We start from the raw sequence: 19,739 nt of genomic DNA, 5'->3' as shown, positions 1-19,739 counted from the left end.
CTCGACCAGGTGTCCAGGCCGCGGGCTGTCGCCGTCTGCGCATCGAGGGTGACGGCGGGCTGCCGGCGGGAGGAGTGATGGCGAGGCTGCGCGTTGTCGGGAGCGGCGAGCCGGGCTCTCTGCCGTCGGCTGGTCGGCCCGCCGGGCCGAGGGCCTTCCGGCGCGCGGTGGTGGGCTGTCTGCTTTTCCTCGTGCTCGCGGTCCTGGCTACCGCGTCGCTGGACCCGCGCCCGGCCCGGATCGCGACGACGGCCGGAGACCTCGTCGCCGAGGTCGGCGCCGCGTCGGCCTGCTTCTGGACTGCTCGGCGGGCCGCCGTCGGTGACCGGCGATGGCGGGTCCTCATCGGCCTGTTCGCGGTCGGACTTGCCTGGGGCGGGCTGTTGACGTTGGTGACGCTGCTGACCGGCGGCTCGGTCGCCGCCCAGTCGACTTCGGGATATCTGGTCCTGGTCGCGTTCTACGGGCTGGCGCTCGCCGGACTGCTGTCCCTGCCCACCTGTCGGGTGGAGGGCAGGACCGGGCGAGGGCGGCGAGGCGGGGCGGGTCGCTGGCATGCCATCGTGGTGATGGACAGCGTGCTGATCGTCGGTTCGCTTCTCCTCCTCGAATGGGGGACGGTGCTTCAGGCGGTCGCCCGGTCCGCCGGGCTCGACCCCGTGGTGTTGACGGCCTCCCTGGTTCAGCAGGTGACCGTGCTGGCCCTCGCGGCGGCCGTCCTCCTGATCGCGACCTTCCGGCGGCCGCGGTCCCCCTTGACCTCGGCGTTGCTGGGCGGCGGCCTGCTGGTCTACGGCCTGACGAACAGCGTCTTCGTCTACCGGACCGCCCACGGCCGCTACGACCTTCCCGCGTGGAGCCTCATCCCGTTCATCGCCTCGCTACTGCTGATCGCTCTTGCCGCATTGGCGCCGATGCCGGCCTCGGTGGATCTGGATGACCGGGCTCCACCCGGTCCACGGACGATGTGGGCGCACGCCGCGCTGCCCTACGCCGTGCTCGTTGTCGCCGGTCTGCTGGTCCTTGGCAGGAGGGCGACCGGAGCAACGGTCGACCGACTTGAGTCATACGGCCTCGTGTCCTTGCTCGTGCTGGCGCTCGCCCGGCAGATGCTCACCATCGCCGAGAACACCGGCCTGCTCGCCGAGGTGAGGGAACGCGGGACCCAGCTGCAGCGCCTGGCGTTTCATGACCCGCTGACCGGTCTGGCGAACCGGGCGCTGTTCACCCGGCGCCTGCGGGGAGTCGTGGACCCCGACAGTGAGCCGGCTGCGGACGGTGCACCGACCGAGCGACAGACCGGCGTGTCCGTCCTGTTCCTCGACCTCGACCACTTCAAGGCGGTCAACGACACGTTCGGGCACGCCGCCGGCGACGAGCTCCTCAGGATCAGCGCGGCGCGGCTGCGGGCGGGCGCTCGTGCCAGCGACACGGTCGCGCGTATCGGTGGCGACGAGTTCGCCGTGATCCTGGACGGTGGCGGCCCCGACGGACCGGTCCGCGTCGCCGAGCGGCTCGCGACCGCGGTCCAGACGCCCTGCCGGCTGGCGGGCCAGACCTACATCCCGCGCGCCAGCCTGGGCCTCGTCACGCTCGATCCCACCGCGCGACCGGCCAGCCCGGACGCTTTGCTCCACCAGGCAGACCTGGCGATGTACGCGGCAAAACGCGAGCACGCGGGCAGGCTGGTCGTCTACCACCCGGACCTGGCGGCGCGGTTCGACCACCAGGCGGGATCGCTCGGACGGGAGTGAGCCCGAAATCCGGTGACGCGGCCGGCGAATCGGGCGCCGTCGGCGATATCGGTATGCCCGCATCAGATTCTCGCGCCTGCACCCGTCGAGCATCATCCGATATCCGCGCTGGGTGCAGGGCCCGCGCGGAACGGCAAGAGAGGAATGCAGATGGTGAAAAGCAGTTCGCCGCGCCGAAAACTTCAGGGAAGAAGGTGGCGCGGTCTCTTAGGCGTGCTGACGGTCGCGGTAGCCGCCGCATTAGCCGTGCAGGGGTGTACCTCGTCGTCGCCCCAGTCCACCCCCGCGTCGCCGGCATCGACCAACATTCCGGTCAAGTTCTCGGAGCTTCCGGTCCCGCCGACCGTCCCGGCGGACGGCATATGCGCTAGCCCGACGGGCTGTGTCTCCGCGAACTGGGGTGGCCTCGGCTCGCCGGGCTTCTACTGGGACCCCCACTACGTGCTGCTGGGCATCACGTATGCCGGCGCGCCCGCCGCGCCGAGCCCGGCCAGTGTCTACAACGGCCCACAGGTCATCGTCGTCAGGACCGACGGCACGACGTTCGCCGACGGTAACGCCTGGAAGTGCATCACCTGCGGGGTCGCCTTCGGCGCCGACATCGACCCGACCCAGTTCCCCTACCCGCCCGCGCACGAACTGCCCGACGGCAGGCACGTGCTCGTCGGAAACGGGATACTCGAATGCGGCCAGAACGGCGCCGACTACGCCGTGACGGACCCGCGGTGCACGCCCGCCAACACCCGCATCGCCCCGATCTACTGGGGCACGAAGCCGCTGCGCGGCCTGACCGGCCGGGAATGGCGGCTCAGTCCTGACGGCGTCCACCTCGCCTGGGACACCCTGGACCTGGCCACGTTCAGCGAGGTCCCGTTCGCCGGCCGCCTCACCTACGACAAGGCGAACAAGCGCTACGACCTCGTCAACGTCTCGGCGCTCTACAACCCGTCGGACACCAGATATGCGCCGTACGTCGTCGGCCCTGGGAACAAGCTCACCTTCAACAGCGCCGGCATGGTCGGCGAGCTCCGGGGCTGGAACAACGACGGCACCGCGACGCTCGGGATCCAGGCCTATGAGTCGGACAGCGTCGACGCCTGGGAGACCTCGCTCGCGACGGGGAAGTCCCGGGCGCTGACCGACCATGCCGAGTACACGGACCCGATGTCCATGTCGCCGGACGGCAGGTGGCTCCTCGCCGAGGAGGTGATCGGTTCCGGCAGGCTGGACTTCATCTCGGGTATGGAGGGCATTCCGCCGATCACCGACCAGCTCTCGACCATCGGCTACGTCTCAGGAATCCGCAACAACGGTAACCGCCGGTTCTTCCTGCCCTGGCTGGTAGGCACCGACGGAAAGGTCCACCAACAGATCAACAAGGGCGCCGACGCCGCCTGGAACACGGCCGCGGACCCCGCCTGGCTGGCTGACAGCACCGCGGTGGTCTACACCGAGAACCTCGCCTGCGGCGCCAACCCGACCCCGCACAAGTGCCCCGACTCGACCGAGCCGGGCGGCCGCAACAGCAGAACGATGATCGCCCGGTTCCCCACGCTCCCGGCGAGCAAGGCCGTGGCGCCGCCCGTCACGTCCGACCGGACCTGGGGGCTGCCGGCGACCCAGGGCCAGCAACTCCCGCCGCCGACGCCGCTGCCAGCCGGTACCTACACGGTGGACGGGAAGGTGTCGGGAAGCGCCAGCGTGGTGATCACCCACAACGCGGCCGACACGGCGATCGCGAGCATCGACGTCACCTTCCGCGACGTCGTCGACAAGCCGGGCTACGTGCTAAACGGGACGGAGAAGGTGAGCATTGTCGGCACGACGCCTCTCAACGAGGTCGTGACCTGGAACGCGAACATCACACTCTCCGGCCAGCACACCGGAAGCAAGTCGACCAGCCCGGGCGGCTTCACCCTCGGCCCGGACCTGCTCCTGCAGAACAAGTTCCTGCCGACCGGGACGATGACGACCGTCCTCGATGGACGCACCTACACCCAGCCCGCCAGCGGAGCCTGACCGGACAGACGACGTCTGATCTGGGCCGGCGGCGGCAGTCGTCGGGTGCGCCGGTCACGGCGCACCCGACGACCTGCCGTCTGCTGGAACAGCTTTGGTTCCTACCGCGGCCCAGCGGCCATGAGTGTGGGAAGCGTTTTCGCTCTGGAGGCGAGGCTCACTGCCTGGGCGATGAAGGCGTCGAGACGCTCCCACAGCAGGTGGCGGGTGGGTGCGAAGTTGTGCATGTGCGCCATCCGTCGGAGCCGGAACACGGCGAGGTCGCGGGCCGAGGTGAAAGCGGCCGCCTCGGTGAGAAGTGGGCGCACGACATCTCGTTCACCGGCGGCCAGCAGAACGGGCACGTCGATCGTGGCGACCTCGGCGGCGATCGCGCCAGGTTCGAGAAGCGCGACCGCGAGACTGGGCACGGTCCTGCTCGACCAGGGCAGGGCCGTCGTCTTGACCGGGATACCGGCCTCGATGTCGGCCGCCGTGAGCGGGGTGAGTTCCTCCACCCAGTGGAACGCCCAGGGCCAGTCGAGGTCGGCGAGAGCGTCGGCCGCCGGTTGGCCCGGGAGGAGACTCGAGGCCGCCGGCTGGCGGCGCGGAATCGTCGTGTCGATCACGCTGCTGCCCATCAGCGCGATGGCGTCGAACGTGCGGTGCTGGGCCTGCATCGCGGCGGCGATGTGGCCGCCCATCGACTGGCCGGCGCCGACGACCGCCGAGACCTCGACGCGGGGCACGGCGCCGGGCGCGAGGGTGCCGTCCCGCAGCCGGTCCAGCACGGCCGTGACGGCGGCGTGGTTCGCCGCGGCCACGGTCGGCAGCGTGGTGACGTCCGGGGCGGGGCTGGTGCTGTCCCCGGCCCCGAGGTGGTCGAGCGCGACGACGATGGCCCCGCGGCGGGCGTGGTGGTCGGCCTGGCTGTATCCGAGGTCGGGCAGGTCGAAGTAGCGCCGGCCGTAGCCGCCGCCGGGAAGAAGGACGAGGACCGGAGATCGCGCGCTGCGCGCCTCGTCGACGTGGACGGTCGCCGCGATCTCCCAGGCCGCCTCGCCGACGGGTGCGCCGGGAACCGCCACACGGATGTCGATGACCTTGACGTCGGTTCCTGCGTCTGACAAAGCGGCTCCAGGCATTCGAGACGATCACCCGCGGCGGGCGCTCCGACCGCGTTGACACGCGCGTTTGGTCCTGCTATACATCCGTTCAGCAGGACGATGGAGTGCACCATACGACATTCGGGCGGGGCGGCGACATCGAGTAAACCGGTGTCTCTGGGGCGGGGCGGAACGTCCGCCGCGCCATCCTCCGGCGCCTCGAGGCCCGGGCTTTCGGTGTGCCCTTTTGCCGAATCCTGGCCCGAATTCAATGATTGGCGATGGCCGACAGTGCTTCCGGCCCAGCAGTGAGCTCCGGGTCGCGACGCCTCGCGGTCGGTACACGGCCAGCCATCGCAGTTTCGGCGGCATCGCCGTGGACAGGACAAGGGGAAAGATGAATCTATCCGTGCACCTGCGGCGGAAACGGTTTGGCCTGGCGGCCGTCGGTACGGCCGCCATGCTGCTCGGGGTGGCGGCCTGCGGCGGCTCGTCCGGCGGCGGCGCGAGTGCCGCCGGGGGAACCGCGTCGAAGGCGACGATCACGGTCGGCGTGTTAGCCGATGTGACCGGTGCGGCCGCGTCCGGGAACAAGTCGAGTCTCGACGGGTTCAAGGCCGGGACGTACTACGCCGCCCGACAGGGATACACGATCAAGTATGTCGTCGCGGACACGGCGACGAACCCGGCGACCGTGCTGTCGGCGGCGCAGAAGCTCGTCACCCAGAACCATGTCACCGCCGTGTTGGCCCACTCGGCGTTGTTCTTCGCGGCCGCGCAGTACCTCACCGCGCACAACGTTCCGGTGATCGGGTTCGCCCAGGACGGCCGGGAGTGGTTCACCTCGCCGAACATGTTCTCCATCACCGGGCCGACGCTGAATGACGAGGTCACCACGACTCTGGGCCAGACGATGAAGAAGCTGGGCGTGACCAACCTGGCGACGCTGGCCTACTCGGTGTCGCCGCAGTCGCAGGCCGCCGCGAGCGAGGCGGCCGCGTCGGCGAAGCTGGCCGGGGTCAAGGTGGGCTACGAGAACATCCAGCTCCCGTTCGGTACCACGGACATCGGCCCGGTGGTGCTGGCGATGAAGAACGCCGGCGTCGACGGGTTCTTCGCGACCGTCGACCCGAACACCGCCTTCGTGCTCCTCAAGGCGCTCCAGGACCAGGGCGTGAAGCTCAAGGCCTCGCTCCTGCCCACCGGGTACGGCGGTGACCTGACACAGGCTGGCCCAGGCGCGACGCAGACCGCGCAGGGCTCCTACTTCTCGCTGGCCTACGAGCCGGTGGAGATGCAGACGGCGGCCACCAAGCAGTTTGAGAGTGACCTGAAAGCCGCGGGAGTCACGGGTGAACCGACGTTCGCCCAGTACGACGGCTACATCACCATGGGTCTGCTGGTCCGCGCGTTGAAGGCTGCCGGCGCGGGCCCGACGTCGGCGTCGCTGCTGACGGCGCTGCGGGGCATTCACGACTGGGACGGGCTGGGTCTGTTCGGTCCGGGGAAGACGTACGACATCAACCAGAAGAAGATCACGACGGGCGAGTGCCTGTTCGTGTCCAAGTACGAGGGCAGCGCCTTCACGCCCGTTCAGGGCGCTCTCCCGATCTGCGGCACCCTGACGGCCGAGACGATCCAGCGCGCGTCCTGAGGCCAGGGCTGTGAGCCTCGCCGGGTCCGTCCGTCCTCGCGGCGGGCGGACCCGGCCTGGCGGTGGTCCACTGTCTGGGCTGCTGAGCGGAACCAGGCCGGCGTCTGATCCGGCGGCAGCGTCCGGTAGCGCGACGGCGCGCGGTCGCCGGGCACCGCGCCGAGGTCCGCGATCAGGGCAGCCATGTCGACGGGCATCACTCACCGTCCCCGGCGAACTCCCGCAGCGGGCCCTTCAGCACCTTGCCGGTCGCGTTGCGCGGAAGCTCCTCGACCAGCAGCACCCGTGCGGGGACCTTGTAGGCGGCCAGGCGCTCCCGGCACCAGTCACGCAACCCGTCAGGCGTGGCGGCCGCGCCCCGGGCCAGGACGACGAAGGCGACCCCGGCCTCGCCCCAGCGTGGGTGCGGGGCACCGACGACCGCGGCCTGGCTGACCGCCGCATGGGCGTGCAGGGCGTTCTCCACCTCGGCGGGGTAGACGTTCTCGCCGCCGGAGATGTACATGTCCTTCCACCGGTCGACCAGGACGAAATGGCCGTCGTCTGTCCCGGCAGCCGCGTCTCCGGTGCGAAGCCAGCCGTCGGCGGTCAACGCCTCGGCGGTGGCGGCCGGGTTCCGCCAGTAGCCCGGCGTCACGAGCGGCCCGGATACCTGTAGCTCACCGGTCTCTCCCGGCGCGGACGGCCGGTCGTCGGCGGTGCGTACGCGGCATCGGGCGTAGAGCAGAGGTGTCCCGACCGTGCCGTTGTGGCTGAGTTCCTGGCCGGGCGGCATCGCCGTCACGCAGGCGCCGGCCTCGGTGATCCCGAAGACGGTGGTGAGAGCGACGCCGCGCCTGCCCCAGCTCTCGACCAGCGCCGACGGAACCGGGGAGCCGCCGACGACGGCGACGAACGGCCGCAGCGCCGCGTCGGCGAATCCGGGTAACTGCTCCATGAACTGGTAGTTGGCGGGCACGCCGCAGAAGTGGGTGACGGGCGTGGCGGTGTTCGTGAGCAGGCCGAGCGTCTGCGCCGGGTCGAAGGTGCGCGCGACCAGCACGGTGCCGCCCATGTACAGGACGGGGTTGGCGAACAGGTTCAGGCCGGCGACGTGGAAGGTCGGAAGCACAGTGAGGCAGCGGGAGTCCGCCCCTACCCGGTGGGCGACCAGGATGCCCTGCATGCTGGCCATGACGCCGCGGTGCGTGGCCTGGACCCCCTTCGGCAGGCCGGTCGTCCCCGACGTGTAGATGATCATCCAGGTGGCGTCCTCATCGACGGGCGCCGGCGCCCAGGTGGAGGGGACGGTGGCGGTCGCGAGGACCTCGTAGCCGTCCGCCTCGGCTGGCTCACTGGCCCAGGCGATGGTCGCCGGGACGCGGCCGGCCGCGGCCACCTCGCTGGCCGCCTCGGCAGACGCGCTCTCGTGCAGCAGCATCGCGGGCTCGGCGTCGTGAATGACGGCGATGAGTTCGCCCGGCGTGAGCCGCCAGTTCAGCGGGACGACGATCGCGCCGAGCAGGGCGCAGGCGTACACGACCTCGAAGACGCGCGTGTCGTTGCGGGACAGCACCGCCACCCGGTCTCCTTGGCGGATCCCGTGCCGCATGGCCAGCGCCCACGCCACCGAGCGGACGCGGCCGGCGAGCTCGCCATAGGCGAGTGCCTGTCCGCGATGGAGGTCCAACAGCGCCGGCTGGCCGGGGCTTCGCCGGGCATGGTGCTCAAGCCAGGAGACGACAGCGTGTCCCATGTCAGATCCTTTCGGAGCCTGGCAATCGCTCAAATGCCGCGGCGGCGAGGACGCGCGGCGGTCATCGTGCCTTGAGGAAGGTCGTGATCTCACGGGCGATCTCAACGGGCACCTCCTCCGGCAGGAAATGCCCCGCGTCCAGCGGCCGTCCGTGAACGTTCGGGAAGACCTCGCGCCACACGTCGACCGGGTCGGGGCCGCGGCCGACCATTCCGCGCGCGCCCCACAGGACGAGGGCGGGCTGGCGCGCCTGGCGGCTGTTCGCGTCGTGCTCAAGATCGATTCCCGCCGCCGCGCGGTAGTCGCCGCAGAACGCGCGCTGGACGGACGGCCGTAGGGCGGCCCGCTCATATTCCGCGAGTGCTTCCGGCGCGAAAACGCCAATCGACGCACCGATGCCGAGAAAGCCGTGCAGGAAACCGATCGGATCCGCGGCGAGCGCCCGCTCCGGTAGACCCCCTGGCTGAGCCAGGAAGCTCCAGTGCCAGTAGCCCCGCGCGAGCTCGGCGTCCATCCCGGACCACACCGCCGCGGTGGGCACGATGTCCAGCAGCACGACCGATTCGACCGCGTGGGGATGGTCCAGCGCCATCCGCTGCGCGACCCTGGCCCCCCGGTCGTGACCGACGACGGGGAACGACTCAAAGCCGAGCGAGCGCATCACCGTCAGCTGGTCGTCAGCCATCGCGCGGAAGCTGAAATCGTCGTCGAACGCGAGGGAGTCGCCATAGCCGCGCAGGTCCGACGCGACGACGGTGTACGTCTCGGCCAGGACCGGCCATACCCGGTGCCACGCGTGGTGCGACTGAGGGAAGCCGTGCAACAGGAGCACGGGCGGACCCGAGCCGATGCGGACGCCGCGGATTCGGGCGCCACCCGCGGACACGTCGATCCTTGTCCCGAACAACGCGATCCTCCCGAGCCGCCGTGGCGACGAAGAGCGACCCGTGCGGGATTGGGAGGCCCGCCCGGCGGCGAGACATCGGCTCAGGCCGACGTCGGCAGATACAGCACGGACCTGCGTTCCGCGTCGTGCGCGATGGTGTGTGTCGAAGTAGCGAGGCGGGTCGCGGTCGCGGGAGGTTCGCCGGTCCCTGGATTGCGGTTGAAGCGCGGGTGTGAGCCTCCCCCGATCGTCAACCTGATCCGGTTGCCGGCGCGGAAGCGGTGCGCCGTGGCGTCCAGCGCCAGGTTCACGGTGGTCGCCGGACTGGCCGGGTCGAGGCGCAGGTAGCCGTCGCTGATGTTGTGCGACCGGCCCTTCGGGTCGACCTCGGACAGCCGGACGAACACGTCGGCGTGCGGGTTGTCGGTGCTGTGCGCCAGCTCGACCCGGGGCGTGCCGAGTACCTCGAGGTCATCGGTCAGTGGCGGACCCGTGAACGTCAGGATGTCGGTCCGGTCCGCCAACCCGGTGTCGTCGCGATACCCGGCGTCCCGCGCCATGATCCGACCACCGATCGTCGGGGTGGGGTCCTTCGGGTCGTAGGTAAACCTGGACGGTGCGGTCTCCTTGTCTGGTGGGCTGTCGACCAGCGCCCGGTCGGAGTCTAGGTAGAGGGCCACGTCGGTCGTCGGGGGTGGCCATGCGGGGAGATCACGCCAGGTCTCCGCGCCGGTGGTGAAGATGCGGACGGGTGCGTCTCGGGTCCGCTTTCGGGTGCCGGCGAGGTGTTCGCCGAGCCATTCCAGGCTGTCCGCGGCGATCATCTTGGTGGCTTTGGCGGAACTGAGGTGGGTCCATGGGCCGACGGTGAGGGCGACGTCGATGCCCCGGCTGTGAAGGACCTCGTACTGGTGCAGGGTCTGTTCCAGGAACAGGTCCTGCCAGCCGCCGTGCAGGAGAACCGGGACCGGGCAGCGTTCGAGGGCGTCGCCCAGCCGCATGCGTTGCCAGTACGGGTCGCTGATATCCGGCCGTGACAGCCATTGCTCGTACCACGGCGCCCGGCCTTCGAGGATCCCGTCGCTTGCCTGGCACAGGGGCAGCTCGCCCAGTGCTGCTGCCATCCGTTTCTGGGCGCGGCGGCCGTGCAGCAGCATGGACAGCAGACTGGTCTCCTCCTGGTGGGCCACGACGTCGCTCCACGTGAGGAAGTCATGAAGCGCGAAGGCGCCCGTGCCATAGGCGGCCAGGCTGAAGTCGTGCGGGGCCACGTCGATGACCGCGGCGGCCAGCTCCGGTGGTGGGTCCATGAGCAGCGCCCACTGGGTGAACCCCACGTACGACTGGCCGACGGTCGCGAACCGTCCGGTGAACCACGGCTGCGTGCGGAGCCAGCCGACCGTGTCCGCGCCGTCGTCGATCTCCTGGACCATGGGGTCGAAACGCCCGCCGGAGCCGAATGTGCCCCGGCAGCTCTGCAGGAGCACGTGGTAGCCGCGCTCGGCGTAGATCCGCCCGCTGAGCGCCGAGGAGGGAAACCCGCGGCCATAGGGCCCGCGCACCAACAGCGTTCCTACTGGTGTCCCCTTCGGCGCGTAGTGGTCAGCGACCAGCTCGACGCCGTCTCGCATGGGAATTCGCACAGCGTGGGTCACTGTGTAGTCCGATGTCGCGCGCGGCAGTCCCAGGAGGCGCCGCAGCCCCCTGTCGACGAGCCGGTCACGCCGAGAGCGGTTCCGCGGTGTCGGACCAAGGTCGGTCTTCGTGGTCATGACGGTCAGCCTCTCGGTGCTTGCGGCGGGCGTGCGGCGACGAGGTCGAGGGCGACGTCGGTGATCATGTCTTCCTGGCCGCCGACCATGCCGCGTCGGCCGACCTCGACGAGGATCGACCGGGTGTCCAGGCCGTAGCGGCGGGCGGCGGTTTCTGCGTGCCGCAGGAACGACGAATAGACGCCGGCGTAGCCGAGGGTGAGGGTCTCCCGGTCGACGCGGACGGCCCGGTCCTGCAGCGGGCGGACGACGTCGTCGGCGCCGTCCATCAGGCCGAACAGGTCGCAGCCGTGCTTCCAGCCCATCACGTCCGCGACGGCGATGAACGCCTCCAGCGGGCAGTTGCCGGCGCCCGCGCCCTGGCCGGCGAGAGACGCGTCGATCCGGATGGCGCCGGACTCGGCCGCGACGACCGAGTTCGCGACGCCGAGGCCCAGGTTGTGGTGGGCGTGGATGCCCAGCTCCGTCGCCGGGTCGAGCAGGTCGCGATAGGCGCGGAAGCGAGCCCGGACGTCGTCCATGCTCAGGCGTCCGCCGGAGTCGGTGACGTAGACGCAGTGCGCGCCGTAGGACTCCATGAGCTTCGCCTGCCGGGCGAGTTCGGCCGGTGGGGCCAGGTGGGACATCATCAGGAACCCGGCGACGTCCAGGCCCAGCTCGCGGGCGGCCGTGATGTGCTGCGCGGAGATGTCGGCCTCGGTGCAGTGGGTGGCGATCCGGACCGAACGGATGCCCAGTTCGTGGGCGCGCCGCAGGTCGTGCAGGGTGCCGATGCCCGGCAGCAGCAAAGTGGTGGGGATGGCGCGGGACATCGACCCGACGACGGCCTCGATCCACTCCCAGTCGGTATGCGCGCCGACGCCGTAGTTGACCGACGAGCCGGCGAGGCCGTCGCCGTGCGCGACCTCGATGGCGGACACCCCGGCCTCGTCGAGGAGCCGGGCGATCGTGGCGGCCTGCGCGACGGTGTAGCGATGCCGGATGGCGTGCATGCCGTCCCGCAGGGTCACGTCCTGGATGTAGAGCGGTGCGGTCACGGGGACGTCGGCGACACTGGCGCCTGTTTCCGGTCCGCAGGGTGCGATCGGGGCCGCTGTCCCAGGCGCGTTCGTCGTGGCCTCGGCCGCGCCGGCGTTCTCGGCGTTCATCGGGCGCGTATCCCTGTCGTGGCCCGCTCAGCGATCCGTTCCGCGGTGCGCAGCGCGGCCGAGGTCATGATGTCCAGGTTGCCGGCGTAAGCCGGCAGGTAGTGGGCGGCGCCCTCGACCTCGAGGAACACCGACACCTTGGTCACCGTGCCGGTGCCGGCCGGCGCGAGCGTCCGGACGGGGTCGTCGTCAGCGACCCGTTCGAACTGGACCTTCTGCTTGAGCCCGTAGCCGGGAACGTAGGCCTGCACCCGGGCGACCATGTCCTCGACGGACCTGGTGACGGCGGCGTCGTCACAGTCACCGACGACGCAGTAGACGGTGTCGCGCATGATCAGTGGAGGCTCGGCCGGGTTCAGGACGATGATCGCCTTACCGCGGGACGCACCGCCGACCTTCTCGATCGCCGCCGACGTCGTCTCGGTGAACTCGTCGATGTTGGCTCGGGTGCCGGGTCCGGCCGACCTCGACGCGATCGAGGCGACGATCTCGCCATAGTGGACCGGGCTGGTGGCGTTGACCGCCGCGACGATCGGGATCGTCGCCTGGCCGCCGCAGGTCACCATGTTGACGTTCGGCGCGTCCAGGTGGGCGTCGAGGTTCACCGACGGGACGACATAGGGGCCGATCGCCGCCGGGGTGAGGTCGACGACGTGCTTGCCGTGGGCCTGCAGGACCTCGTTGTTGCGCCGGTGCGCACCCGCCGAGGTGGCATCGAAGACGATCTCCAGGTCGGCGAACTCGTCCATCCGCGCCAGGCCGTGGATGCCCTCGTGCGTCGTCGAGACCTTCAGGCGGCGGGCTCGGGCGAGGCCGTCGGAGTCCGGGTCGATGCCGACCATCGCGGTGATCTCCAGGCGTTCCGACAGCCGGAGAACTTTGATCATCAGGTCGGTCCCGATGTTGCCCGACCCGATGACGGCCACCTTGACCGTGCTCACCGCTGCTCTCCTTCCGCTGCCTCGGAGGCGAATCGGGTCCGCACCGAGCCCAGTCCGCTGATCTCGGTCTCGAAGGCGTCGCCGGGCCCGGCCGCGATCATTGGGCCGAGTGCTCCGGTCAACACGACGTCGCCCGCCCGCAACGGGTCTCCGGCCGCCGCGAGGGTGGCGGCGAGCCAGACCGCCGCATTGAGCGGACCGCCGAGACAGTCGGAGCCCGTGCCGCGGGAGACCAGGTGCTCGCCCTTCAGCAGCCGCATCTCGACCGCTCGCAGGTCCACCCGGTCGAGCGGTGCCGGAGTCGCGCCGAGGACGAACAGGCCGCAGGAGGCGTTGTCGGCGATCGTGTCCACGATCGTGATGTCCCAGCCCGCGACCCGGCTGTCGACGATCTCCAGCGCCGGCAGCGCGAACTCGACGGCGCGCAGGACGTCGACGACGGTGACGCGGGGGTCGGGCAGGTCGGCCCCGAGCACCAGCGCGACCTCGGCCTCGACCTTGGGCTGCAGCAGCCGGCCGGCCGGGATCTCGTCGCCGTCGGCCACGCACATGTCGGCGAACAGGGCGCCGAAGTCCGGCTGGCCGACGCCGAGCTGGCGCTGCACCGCCTTCGAGGTCAGCCCGGTCTTGCGGCCCACGATCCGGCGTCCGGCGGCCGCGCCGCGCTCGACGTTCACCCGCTGGACGGCGTAGGCGGCGGCGACGTCCGTCGGTGCGAGCAGGTCTCGGACCGGGCCACACGGCACGCCGGTGCGCTCGGCCACGGCCAGCCGGCTGGCCGCGGCGCTGATCACGGACTCGTCGACGGTGGGGGAGGTGGTCATCGCGGGCCCGTCTGTCGCGGTTCTGCGAGCACCGGGAGGTCCAAGCCGGTGGCCGCATGCGAGGCGGAAGCCTGGCGTGACTGGTATAGGCGCGGTCCGCGGCGGGGGCCATGCGTTGTTCCACCTGACGGAACGACGGGCCGCACCTCGGCGTCGTGGGCGTGCACCCCGAGACGAACCTGGCGAACCCTCTCGTCGCCGGTGCTCGCCGAGGCCGGCACCCGGTGAAGATCGTCCCGGCGCGGCCGCGATGGCGTGGGAGTCCCGCACGACCTGCCCATTGACGCTGGCACACCCTCCGTGCTGAACTCTCGTTTAACAGAAGGCGTGCCGGGCCCCAGGGCCATTGTTTGCCGCCGGCCCGGAACCGTGGCCGGCCTGCCTCCACGCATGAAGAAGAAAAGCATGATCTCCAGTGGGCCCTCTGGGGATCATGATCCGTCGGTCCACCGATGGTTCGCGCGAACCTCACGTCATCCGCCTGATCGTCGCCAGGGACGGCTGCGGCCGTCGTCGGGGCGCCACCACGGCTGGCCCAGCCGCGCCAGCGGCGGTCCGGGGTGCGGAAAGATCATCAGGGTCGCCTGGTACCTGGAAGGAACAAAGAGGGATGGCGATGGCAGTGGACCTGCCCCCAGGTCCTGGCGGCGTGGACGCCGCGCAGTCGGCGGAGCGCCAGCGGACGCGGACGCGGCTGCTGAGGGCCGCTCGCATCATCTTCGAGCGCGACGGCTTCAGGCGTTCCCGCGTCACTGACATCGCGCATCTCGGAGGCCTGGCGCACGGCGGGTTCTATCGTTACTTCGACTCCAAGGAGACCGTTTTCCTGGAGGTCGCCGAGGCTGCGGTCGATCGCCTCGGCACCCCGTTGGATGGCGTCGCTTTCGACTCCGACCCGCTGGAGGACCTGCCCGACCGGATGCGCGCGAGTATTCGCCGGTACCTGAGGTCCTATCAGGACGGGGCCCGGATTCTCGGTGTGATCCGCGAGACCGGGCCCAAGAACGACCAGCTCTGCGGGCTGTGGCGCGATCCGTGGCGCCCTGACGTTGTGCGGCACGTCGAGGCGATCCGCCAGCTGCAGGTGCGCGGCCTGATCGAGACCAGAGTCAGCCCGCAGGTCATCGTGTTCGCGCTCATCGGCATGGTGGAGCGGTTCGCCGATCGATGGCTGGTCGACGGGGCCATTACCTGCGACCTCGACGTCGCCGTCGAGCAGCTCGCCCGACTGTCACTGCAGGCGCTGCGGATACCTGACCGTGCCGCGTGACGGCGCCGACTGTCCGCGATACCGAGCCCGCCTGACAACAGGCGTGGGAAGTCAGAAGGGATGAGGATGAATCCAACGAAAGATGCGTCTGGGGCCGTGAAGGTGGCGGGACCAGTTCCCGTGACGGCCGAGTCCGGCGAGCCTTTCGGCGGCGCGGAGTCTCCGGTGGGGTTGACCGAGACGCCGCTGTCCGATCTATTACGGGACCACGACTTCGTCGAAGAGGAGTTCTTCGTCTCGGGCACGGTCGGCGGCCAGCCCTATACCACCTCATTGTTGATCCGTCGGCCGGCCACAGTGGCGGATTTCTCCGGCCTGGTCGCGCTCGAACCCGTCCACGTGCAGGGGGCACTCGGGCTGTGGCAGACCTGCCATCCCACGATCCTGGCGGACGGCCACGCCTGGGTCACGGTGGGCTCGCAGCTCGCCGCCGTCGAGGGACCGATCAGACTCTCCAATCCGAGCCGATACGCGAGCCTGCACGTTCCCTCCGCGGCGGCGAGCGAGGAGAGCTTCGCCGCGCTGATGGCCTGGCAGCAGGGCGATGACGCCAACCCGCCACGCACCCTGTTCGCGATCGACGCGATCTCGAACGAGATCATGACCCAGGTCGGCGTGCTGCTGAAGGCGGGCTCGGAGGACGGCCCACTTCCCGGCTTCGCGGTCGAGCACCTCATCATGGGCGGCGCCTCGCAGACGGGCATGGCGACCCTCAACTATATCGAGGCCAGCCATCCCAACGCCCGCCTGTCCGATGGCAAGCCGGTCTATGACGGTTTCCTGCCGATGGCCGCACCGGGCTGGACGCCAGTTGCCGGTGGCGACGCCGCGGTGGTTCATACCTTCACCGAGGGCGACCTCTTTCTGTTTGGCGTCATCGGCCCGGATGGGGCCGTGGCCGCGAGGCCGGACGGCGACGCACCGAACGACCGGTATCGCTCCTACCAGGTCCCCGCCTGCCCACACCTGCCCACCCGGGGTCTGCGCGATGTCGACGGAATTCCTCAGCTCGGCCTCACCCTGGAGCCCGGTGAGCGGCTGAATCAGTTTCCGTCCGCGCCCTTCAACCACGCCGCCTTCGTCCACCTCGTGAACTGGGTGACGAAAGGCGTGGTCCCGCCGCGCGCGGCACCGATCGAGATCGCGAAAAACGCGGTCGTGTCGGACGAGTTTGGCAACGCCAAGGGCGGAATACGTTCGCCTTACGTTGACGTACCGACCGCGCGCTATATCCCCGCGCGTTACCTGCGTAACCTGATCGGCGTCGAACTGCCGTTCGGGGCCGGGGAACTCGGGGAGCTCTACGGGTCGCGTGCAGGCTATCTGACGCGCTTCAACCAGAGTATCGACGAAGCGATCAAAGCTGGCTCGATCCTGCCCGCGGACGGCGACCAGTTGAAGATGGAAGAAGCTGAATCGGCGCCGCTCTAGCTGCCCAGAACGGACAGCCGGCGGGTGCGTCGCAAGACTGGACGCACCCGCCGACTGGTTACGCTGATGCCTGTACAGACCTCCATCCGCGCTGCGCGACGAAATCTCTTGCCGGGAGGCGGCGATCACGGTCGCTCGCGCGATCTGCTTGGCCCGTGGACCGCGGCGGCCCGGCCACCCTTCTCGGGGCGGCCGGGCCGCTGTCGGATCGACCTCCGGCGAGTGTCAGCCCGCTGGCTTGATCTTCTGGTCTGTCAGCGTGCCGCAGATGGGGAGCGCGCCCTGGACGGGCTTGAACGCATTGCCCTCGTACCTGGTCACGAACAGGCATTCGCCCGTGGTGATCTTCTTCTGGTTGATGTCGTAGGTCTTGCCCGGACCGAACAGACCCAGGCCATCCCAGTCGTGAATGCCCCGCAGCGCGGTCAGCAACGACGCCGACGTCGGGCTGCTGCCGGCGGCCTTCAACGTCCGGACGAGCAGGCCCATGGTGAGGTAGCCGTCGTACTGGGCGAACGTCGGTTCACCGGTGACGCCCGCGGCCTTGAGGTCGCTTTCGAACTGCTTGGTGGCAGCCGTCTGCATCTCCACCGGCTCGTAACCCAGGGAGAAGTAGGCACCCTGCGCGATCTGCGACGCTCCCGGGCCCGCCTGCACCAGATCACCGCCATAGCCGGTCGGCAGTAGCACGCCCTTGAGCTTCACGCCCTGAGCCTGCAGTGACTTGAGCAGCACGAAGGCCGTGTTCGCGTCGACGGCGGCCAGGAAACCGTCGATACCGGCGGCCTTCATCGCGAGCGTGGGCGGGCCGACGTCGGTGGTGCCGATCGGCAGCTGCACGTTCTGGTAGCCGACCTTGATGCCCGCGACCCTCGCCGATGCGGCGGCCTCGTTCGCCGCGGCCTGCGAGCCCGGAGCACCCGCGTAGGCGAGCACCCCGAGGCTCGTGACGCCGACCTTCTTGGCGACCTGGCCGAGCGTCGTCGTGACCTCGTCGTTCAACGACGGCCCGGTGATCGAGAACATGTTCGGCGAGCTGAACCACTCTCGGCCGTCCTCGGCGAACCCGATCACCGGGACGTTGTGAGCAGTAAGATAGGGCGCGGCCGCGAAGAACAGCCCCGAATGCGCCAGCACAGCCATCACGTGATCCTGCGTGACCAGCTTCTGCGCCATGGACAGCGTGGTGGCCGGGTTCGTCGCCGTGTCAGCGACGATGTACTTGATGGTGTAGCCCTCACGCGAGGCGTAGTACGTGCCCGCCTTGAAGCCATCGATGCTGGACTTGTTCCCAGAGGCGGCCGCTCCGGTCACATCGGCTAAGACGCCGACCGTGATGGTCGTCTTGGCCGACGCCCCGCCGGAGGCGTTCGCCCCGCCGCTGCCCGCTTTGGACGAACCCCCGCAGGCAGCGACTCCAAGCAGCACCGCGGTGATGCCGATCGCGACCGCTCCATATCTCTTCCGTCGCCCTGGTGAATATGGATTCATATCTTCCCTTTCTCATGCGGCGGTCGCGCCGAATCTCGTTGGCTGAAGGGACGGACGCATGAGGTGACACCGCCCGGCGGCGTAGGGCGGGAGGACGCACCTTACGCAGACAGTGCGGTCGCCTCACGGGCCCGCGTCGAGGAGGCGTCGCACAGCGACCTTGTCGAGCTTGCCGGTGGCGTTGCGGGGCACGGTGTCGACCACCTTCAGCTGGCGTGGCAGCTTGTAGCGGGCCAGCCTGGTGGCGGCGTGCTCGCGAAGGGTCGCCAGGCTGATCGCCGAGCCCTGGGTGACGGCGACGACGGCGACGACGGTCTCGCCCCACCGCTCGTCCACGGCGCCCACGATCGCGACGTCGACCAGCCCCGGCAGGTCCGCGAGGGCGCGTTCGACCTCCGCCGGGTACACGTTCTCGCCGCCGCTGATGATCATGTCTTTGAGCCGGTCGACGATGAACAGGCAGCCGTCGTCGTCCAGGTAGCCGACGTCGCCGGAGTGGAACCAGCCGTCGTCGTCGAACGCCGCGCTGGTGGCCTCCGGGTTGTTCCAGTACCCGGGCGTGACGTTCGGCCCGCGGACCACGATCTCGCCCGCGACCCCCGCCGTGACCGGTGTGTTGGCCGCCGGGTCGACGATCCGTACCTCGGTGTGAGGCATGGGGATGCCGGCCGAGCCGAGTTTGGCGAGCGTGCGTTCGACGGGCAGGTGGGTGGCGAACGGGGCGGTCTCGGTGAGTCCCCACGCCTGTTGCAGCCAGATGCCGTGGTCGGCGTACTGCTGGATCAGCGAGGGCGGGACCGGGGCGCCGGCGACGACGATCGCGCGCAGGTCGGACAGGTCGGTCTCGAAGACGCCGGGGAGCTGGGCGAGGGCGGCCAGCATCGTGGGGACCGCGAAGAACGAGTTGACCCGGTAGGTGACGAGGTCGTCGAGGAACCCAGCCGGGTCGAAAGCGCGGCGCAGCACGACGGTGCCGCCGCGCACCAGCGTGCGGACGAGGAAGCTGTTGAGCGCGCCGACGTGGAAGATCGGTGCGACCGCGTGGGTGACGTCGCCGCGGCGGGTGTCGAGCTGGGTGTCGACGTTGATGGCGTTCCACCAGATGTTGCCGTGGGTGAGAACGACGCCTTTTGGCAGGCCGGTGGTGCCGGAGGTGAACATGATGACGGCCGGGTCGTCGAACCGGCGGAGGGCGATCCGCGCGGTGGGTAAGGCCCGCGCCAGTAAGCCGCTCCAGGTTTCCCATCCTTCGGGAGGCACGGGGGCGGCGGGGACCTCGGGATCGTCGTCGACGAGCAGGAATCGTTTCAGCGCCGTCCCGTCCCGGACGGCTTCCAGCACAGTCCGGTGGCCTTCCTCGCACACGATGGTCGCGGCGCCGCTGGGCCGCAGGACGCCGTGTAGCTCGGGTCCGGTGAGCCGGAAGTTGATCGGGACGAAGATGGCGCCGAGGCGGTGCGCGGCGAGCAGGGTGATGAGGAACGACGGGCTGTTGAGGCCGAGATAGGCGACTCGGTCGCCGGCGTTGACGCCGCCGTCGGCCAGCACCGTGGCGAGACGGGCCGCACGGTCGTCGAGCTGGGCGAAGGTGAGATCGCCGCCGGCGTAGCGGATGGCGAGGCTGTCCGGCTGGGTCCGGGCGTGGCGGTGGATCGCCGCGGCCGGACTGACGTCGACGTGGGTCCCGGAGTTGGCGGGGTGCCCTGGGCTCATGGCGGAAGGAACTCCT

Annotated in this window: 14 protein-coding genes; 5 read left to right on the top strand and 9 right to left on the bottom strand. The window is 70.0% G+C overall.

Annotated features, from left to right (window positions below; translation table 11 throughout):
• Positions 1-77 precede the first annotated feature (77 nt).
• Positions 78-1,754 carry a GGDEF domain-containing protein gene (locus tag FRAEUI1C_RS20425; RefSeq protein WP_013425235.1) on the top strand — a complete coding sequence of 559 codons (1,677 nt, stop codon included), beginning with the start codon at positions 78-80 and terminating at the stop codon, positions 1,752-1,754.
• 213 nt (positions 1,755-1,967) lie between these two features.
• On the top strand, positions 1,968-3,773 hold the full coding sequence (locus FRAEUI1C_RS20420) for a TolB-like translocation protein (protein WP_157734993.1): 1,806 nt from the start codon (positions 1,968-1,970) through the stop codon (positions 3,771-3,773).
• Between the two features lie 101 nt (positions 3,774-3,874).
• Here the strand turns inward: FRAEUI1C_RS20420 and FRAEUI1C_RS20415 are convergent, their stop codons facing one another.
• The gene (locus FRAEUI1C_RS20415) at positions 3,875-4,882 is read right to left on the bottom strand and encodes an alpha/beta hydrolase (protein ID WP_041259562.1); all 1,008 of its coding nucleotides are present in this window, start codon (positions 4,880-4,882) and stop codon (positions 3,875-3,877) included.
• Between the two features lie 373 nt (positions 4,883-5,255).
• On the opposite strand from FRAEUI1C_RS20415, the gene FRAEUI1C_RS20410 reads away from it, so the two are divergent.
• Positions 5,256-6,512 (top strand): ABC transporter substrate-binding protein, encoded by a 1,257-nt coding sequence (locus FRAEUI1C_RS20410; RefSeq protein ID WP_013425232.1) that lies wholly within the window; start codon positions 5,256-5,258, stop codon positions 6,510-6,512.
• A 196-nt stretch (positions 6,513-6,708) separates the two neighbouring features.
• Here FRAEUI1C_RS20410 and FRAEUI1C_RS20400 read toward each other — a convergent pair whose 3' ends face one another.
• From FRAEUI1C_RS20400 to FRAEUI1C_RS20375, 6 genes are all read right to left on the bottom strand, one after another.
• The gene (locus FRAEUI1C_RS20400) at positions 6,709-8,247 is read right to left on the bottom strand and encodes an AMP-binding protein (protein ID WP_013425230.1); all 1,539 of its coding nucleotides are present in this window, start codon (positions 8,245-8,247) and stop codon (positions 6,709-6,711) included.
• 61 nt (positions 8,248-8,308) lie between these two features.
• Positions 8,309-9,133, bottom strand: coding sequence for an alpha/beta fold hydrolase (locus FRAEUI1C_RS20395; protein ID WP_198318607.1), 825 nt, complete (start codon positions 9,131-9,133; stop codon positions 8,309-8,311).
• Positions 9,134-9,234: 101 nt separating this feature from the next.
• Complete coding sequence (locus FRAEUI1C_RS20390; protein ID WP_198318606.1) at positions 9,235-10,764, bottom strand: CocE/NonD family hydrolase; 1,530 nt, start codon at positions 10,762-10,764, stop codon at positions 9,235-9,237.
• 146 nt (positions 10,765-10,910) lie between these two features.
• Complete coding sequence (gene dmpG, locus FRAEUI1C_RS20385) at positions 10,911-12,053, bottom strand: 4-hydroxy-2-oxovalerate aldolase (protein ID WP_013425227.1); 1,143 nt, start codon at positions 12,051-12,053, stop codon at positions 10,911-10,913.
• Positions 12,050-12,994 carry an acetaldehyde dehydrogenase (acetylating) gene (locus tag FRAEUI1C_RS20380; protein WP_013425226.1) on the bottom strand — a complete coding sequence of 315 codons (945 nt, stop codon included), beginning with the start codon at positions 12,992-12,994 and terminating at the stop codon, positions 12,050-12,052. Before FRAEUI1C_RS20380 ends, dmpG begins: the two co-directional genes overlap by 4 nt.
• Complete coding sequence (locus FRAEUI1C_RS20375; protein WP_013425225.1) at positions 12,991-13,818, bottom strand: 2-keto-4-pentenoate hydratase; 828 nt, start codon at positions 13,816-13,818, stop codon at positions 12,991-12,993. The genes FRAEUI1C_RS20380 and FRAEUI1C_RS20375 overlap by 4 nt, the downstream gene beginning before the upstream one ends.
• Before the next feature lie 610 nt (positions 13,819-14,428).
• Between FRAEUI1C_RS20375 and FRAEUI1C_RS20370 the strand changes: the two genes are divergently transcribed.
• Positions 14,429-15,088, top strand: a complete 660-nt coding sequence (locus FRAEUI1C_RS20370) for a TetR/AcrR family transcriptional regulator (protein WP_232425063.1) — start codon at positions 14,429-14,431, stop codon at positions 15,086-15,088.
• A gap of 60 nt (positions 15,089-15,148) precedes the next feature.
• Positions 15,149-16,519: an alpha/beta hydrolase domain-containing protein gene (locus FRAEUI1C_RS20365; RefSeq protein ID WP_438269974.1), complete on the top strand. Its 1,371-nt coding sequence runs from the start codon at positions 15,149-15,151 to the stop codon at positions 16,517-16,519.
• A gap of 225 nt (positions 16,520-16,744) precedes the next feature.
• On the opposite strand, the gene FRAEUI1C_RS20360 is transcribed toward FRAEUI1C_RS20365, so the two are convergent.
• Positions 16,745-18,010 carry an ABC transporter substrate-binding protein gene (locus tag FRAEUI1C_RS20360; RefSeq protein WP_013425222.1) on the bottom strand — a complete coding sequence of 422 codons (1,266 nt, stop codon included), beginning with the start codon at positions 18,008-18,010 and terminating at the stop codon, positions 16,745-16,747.
• Positions 18,011-18,133: 123 nt separating this feature from the next.
• Positions 18,134-19,723, bottom strand: a complete 1,590-nt coding sequence (locus tag FRAEUI1C_RS20355) for an acyl-CoA synthetase (RefSeq protein WP_013425221.1) — start codon at positions 19,721-19,723, stop codon at positions 18,134-18,136.
• Positions 19,724-19,739 lie beyond the last annotated feature (16 nt).

The organism is Pseudofrankia inefficax, from assembly GCF_000166135.1.
Lineage (GTDB): Bacteria > Actinomycetota > Actinomycetes > Frankiales > Frankiaceae > Pseudofrankia > Pseudofrankia inefficax.
Note: the sequence above shows the minus strand (reverse complement) of the source record. Positions and strands in the feature narration are given on the sequence as shown.

Excerpts from the sequence above, each read along its gene's own strand:
- FRAEUI1C_RS20425 (WP_013425235.1), top strand. The coding sequence starts at position 78 with ATGGCGAGGCTGCGCGTTGTCGGGAGCGGCGAGCCGGGCTCTCTGCCG.
- FRAEUI1C_RS20410 (WP_013425232.1), top strand. The coding sequence starts at position 5,256 with ATGAATCTATCCGTGCACCTGCGGCGGAAACGGTTTGGCCTGGCGGCC.
- FRAEUI1C_RS20400 (WP_013425230.1), bottom strand. The coding sequence starts at position 8,247 with ATGGGACACGCTGTCGTCTCCTGGCTTGAGCACCATGCCCGGCGAAGC.
- FRAEUI1C_RS20390 (WP_198318606.1), bottom strand. The coding sequence starts at position 10,764 with ATGCGAGACGGCGTCGAGCTGGTCGCTGACCACTACGCGCCGAAGGGG.
- dmpG (WP_013425227.1), bottom strand. The coding sequence starts at position 12,053 with ATGAACGCCGAGAACGCCGGCGCGGCCGAGGCCACGACGAACGCGCCT.
- FRAEUI1C_RS20375 (WP_013425225.1), bottom strand. The coding sequence starts at position 13,818 with ATGACCACCTCCCCCACCGTCGACGAGTCCGTGATCAGCGCCGCGGCC.
- FRAEUI1C_RS20370 (WP_232425063.1), top strand. The coding sequence starts at position 14,429 with ATGGCGATGGCAGTGGACCTGCCCCCAGGTCCTGGCGGCGTGGACGCC.
- FRAEUI1C_RS20365 (WP_438269974.1), top strand. The coding sequence starts at position 15,149 with ATGAGGATGAATCCAACGAAAGATGCGTCTGGGGCCGTGAAGGTGGCG.
- FRAEUI1C_RS20360 (WP_013425222.1), bottom strand. The coding sequence starts at position 18,010 with ATGAATCCATATTCACCAGGGCGACGGAAGAGATATGGAGCGGTCGCG.
- FRAEUI1C_RS20355 (WP_013425221.1), bottom strand. The coding sequence starts at position 19,723 with ATGAGCCCAGGGCACCCCGCCAACTCCGGGACCCACGTCGACGTCAGT.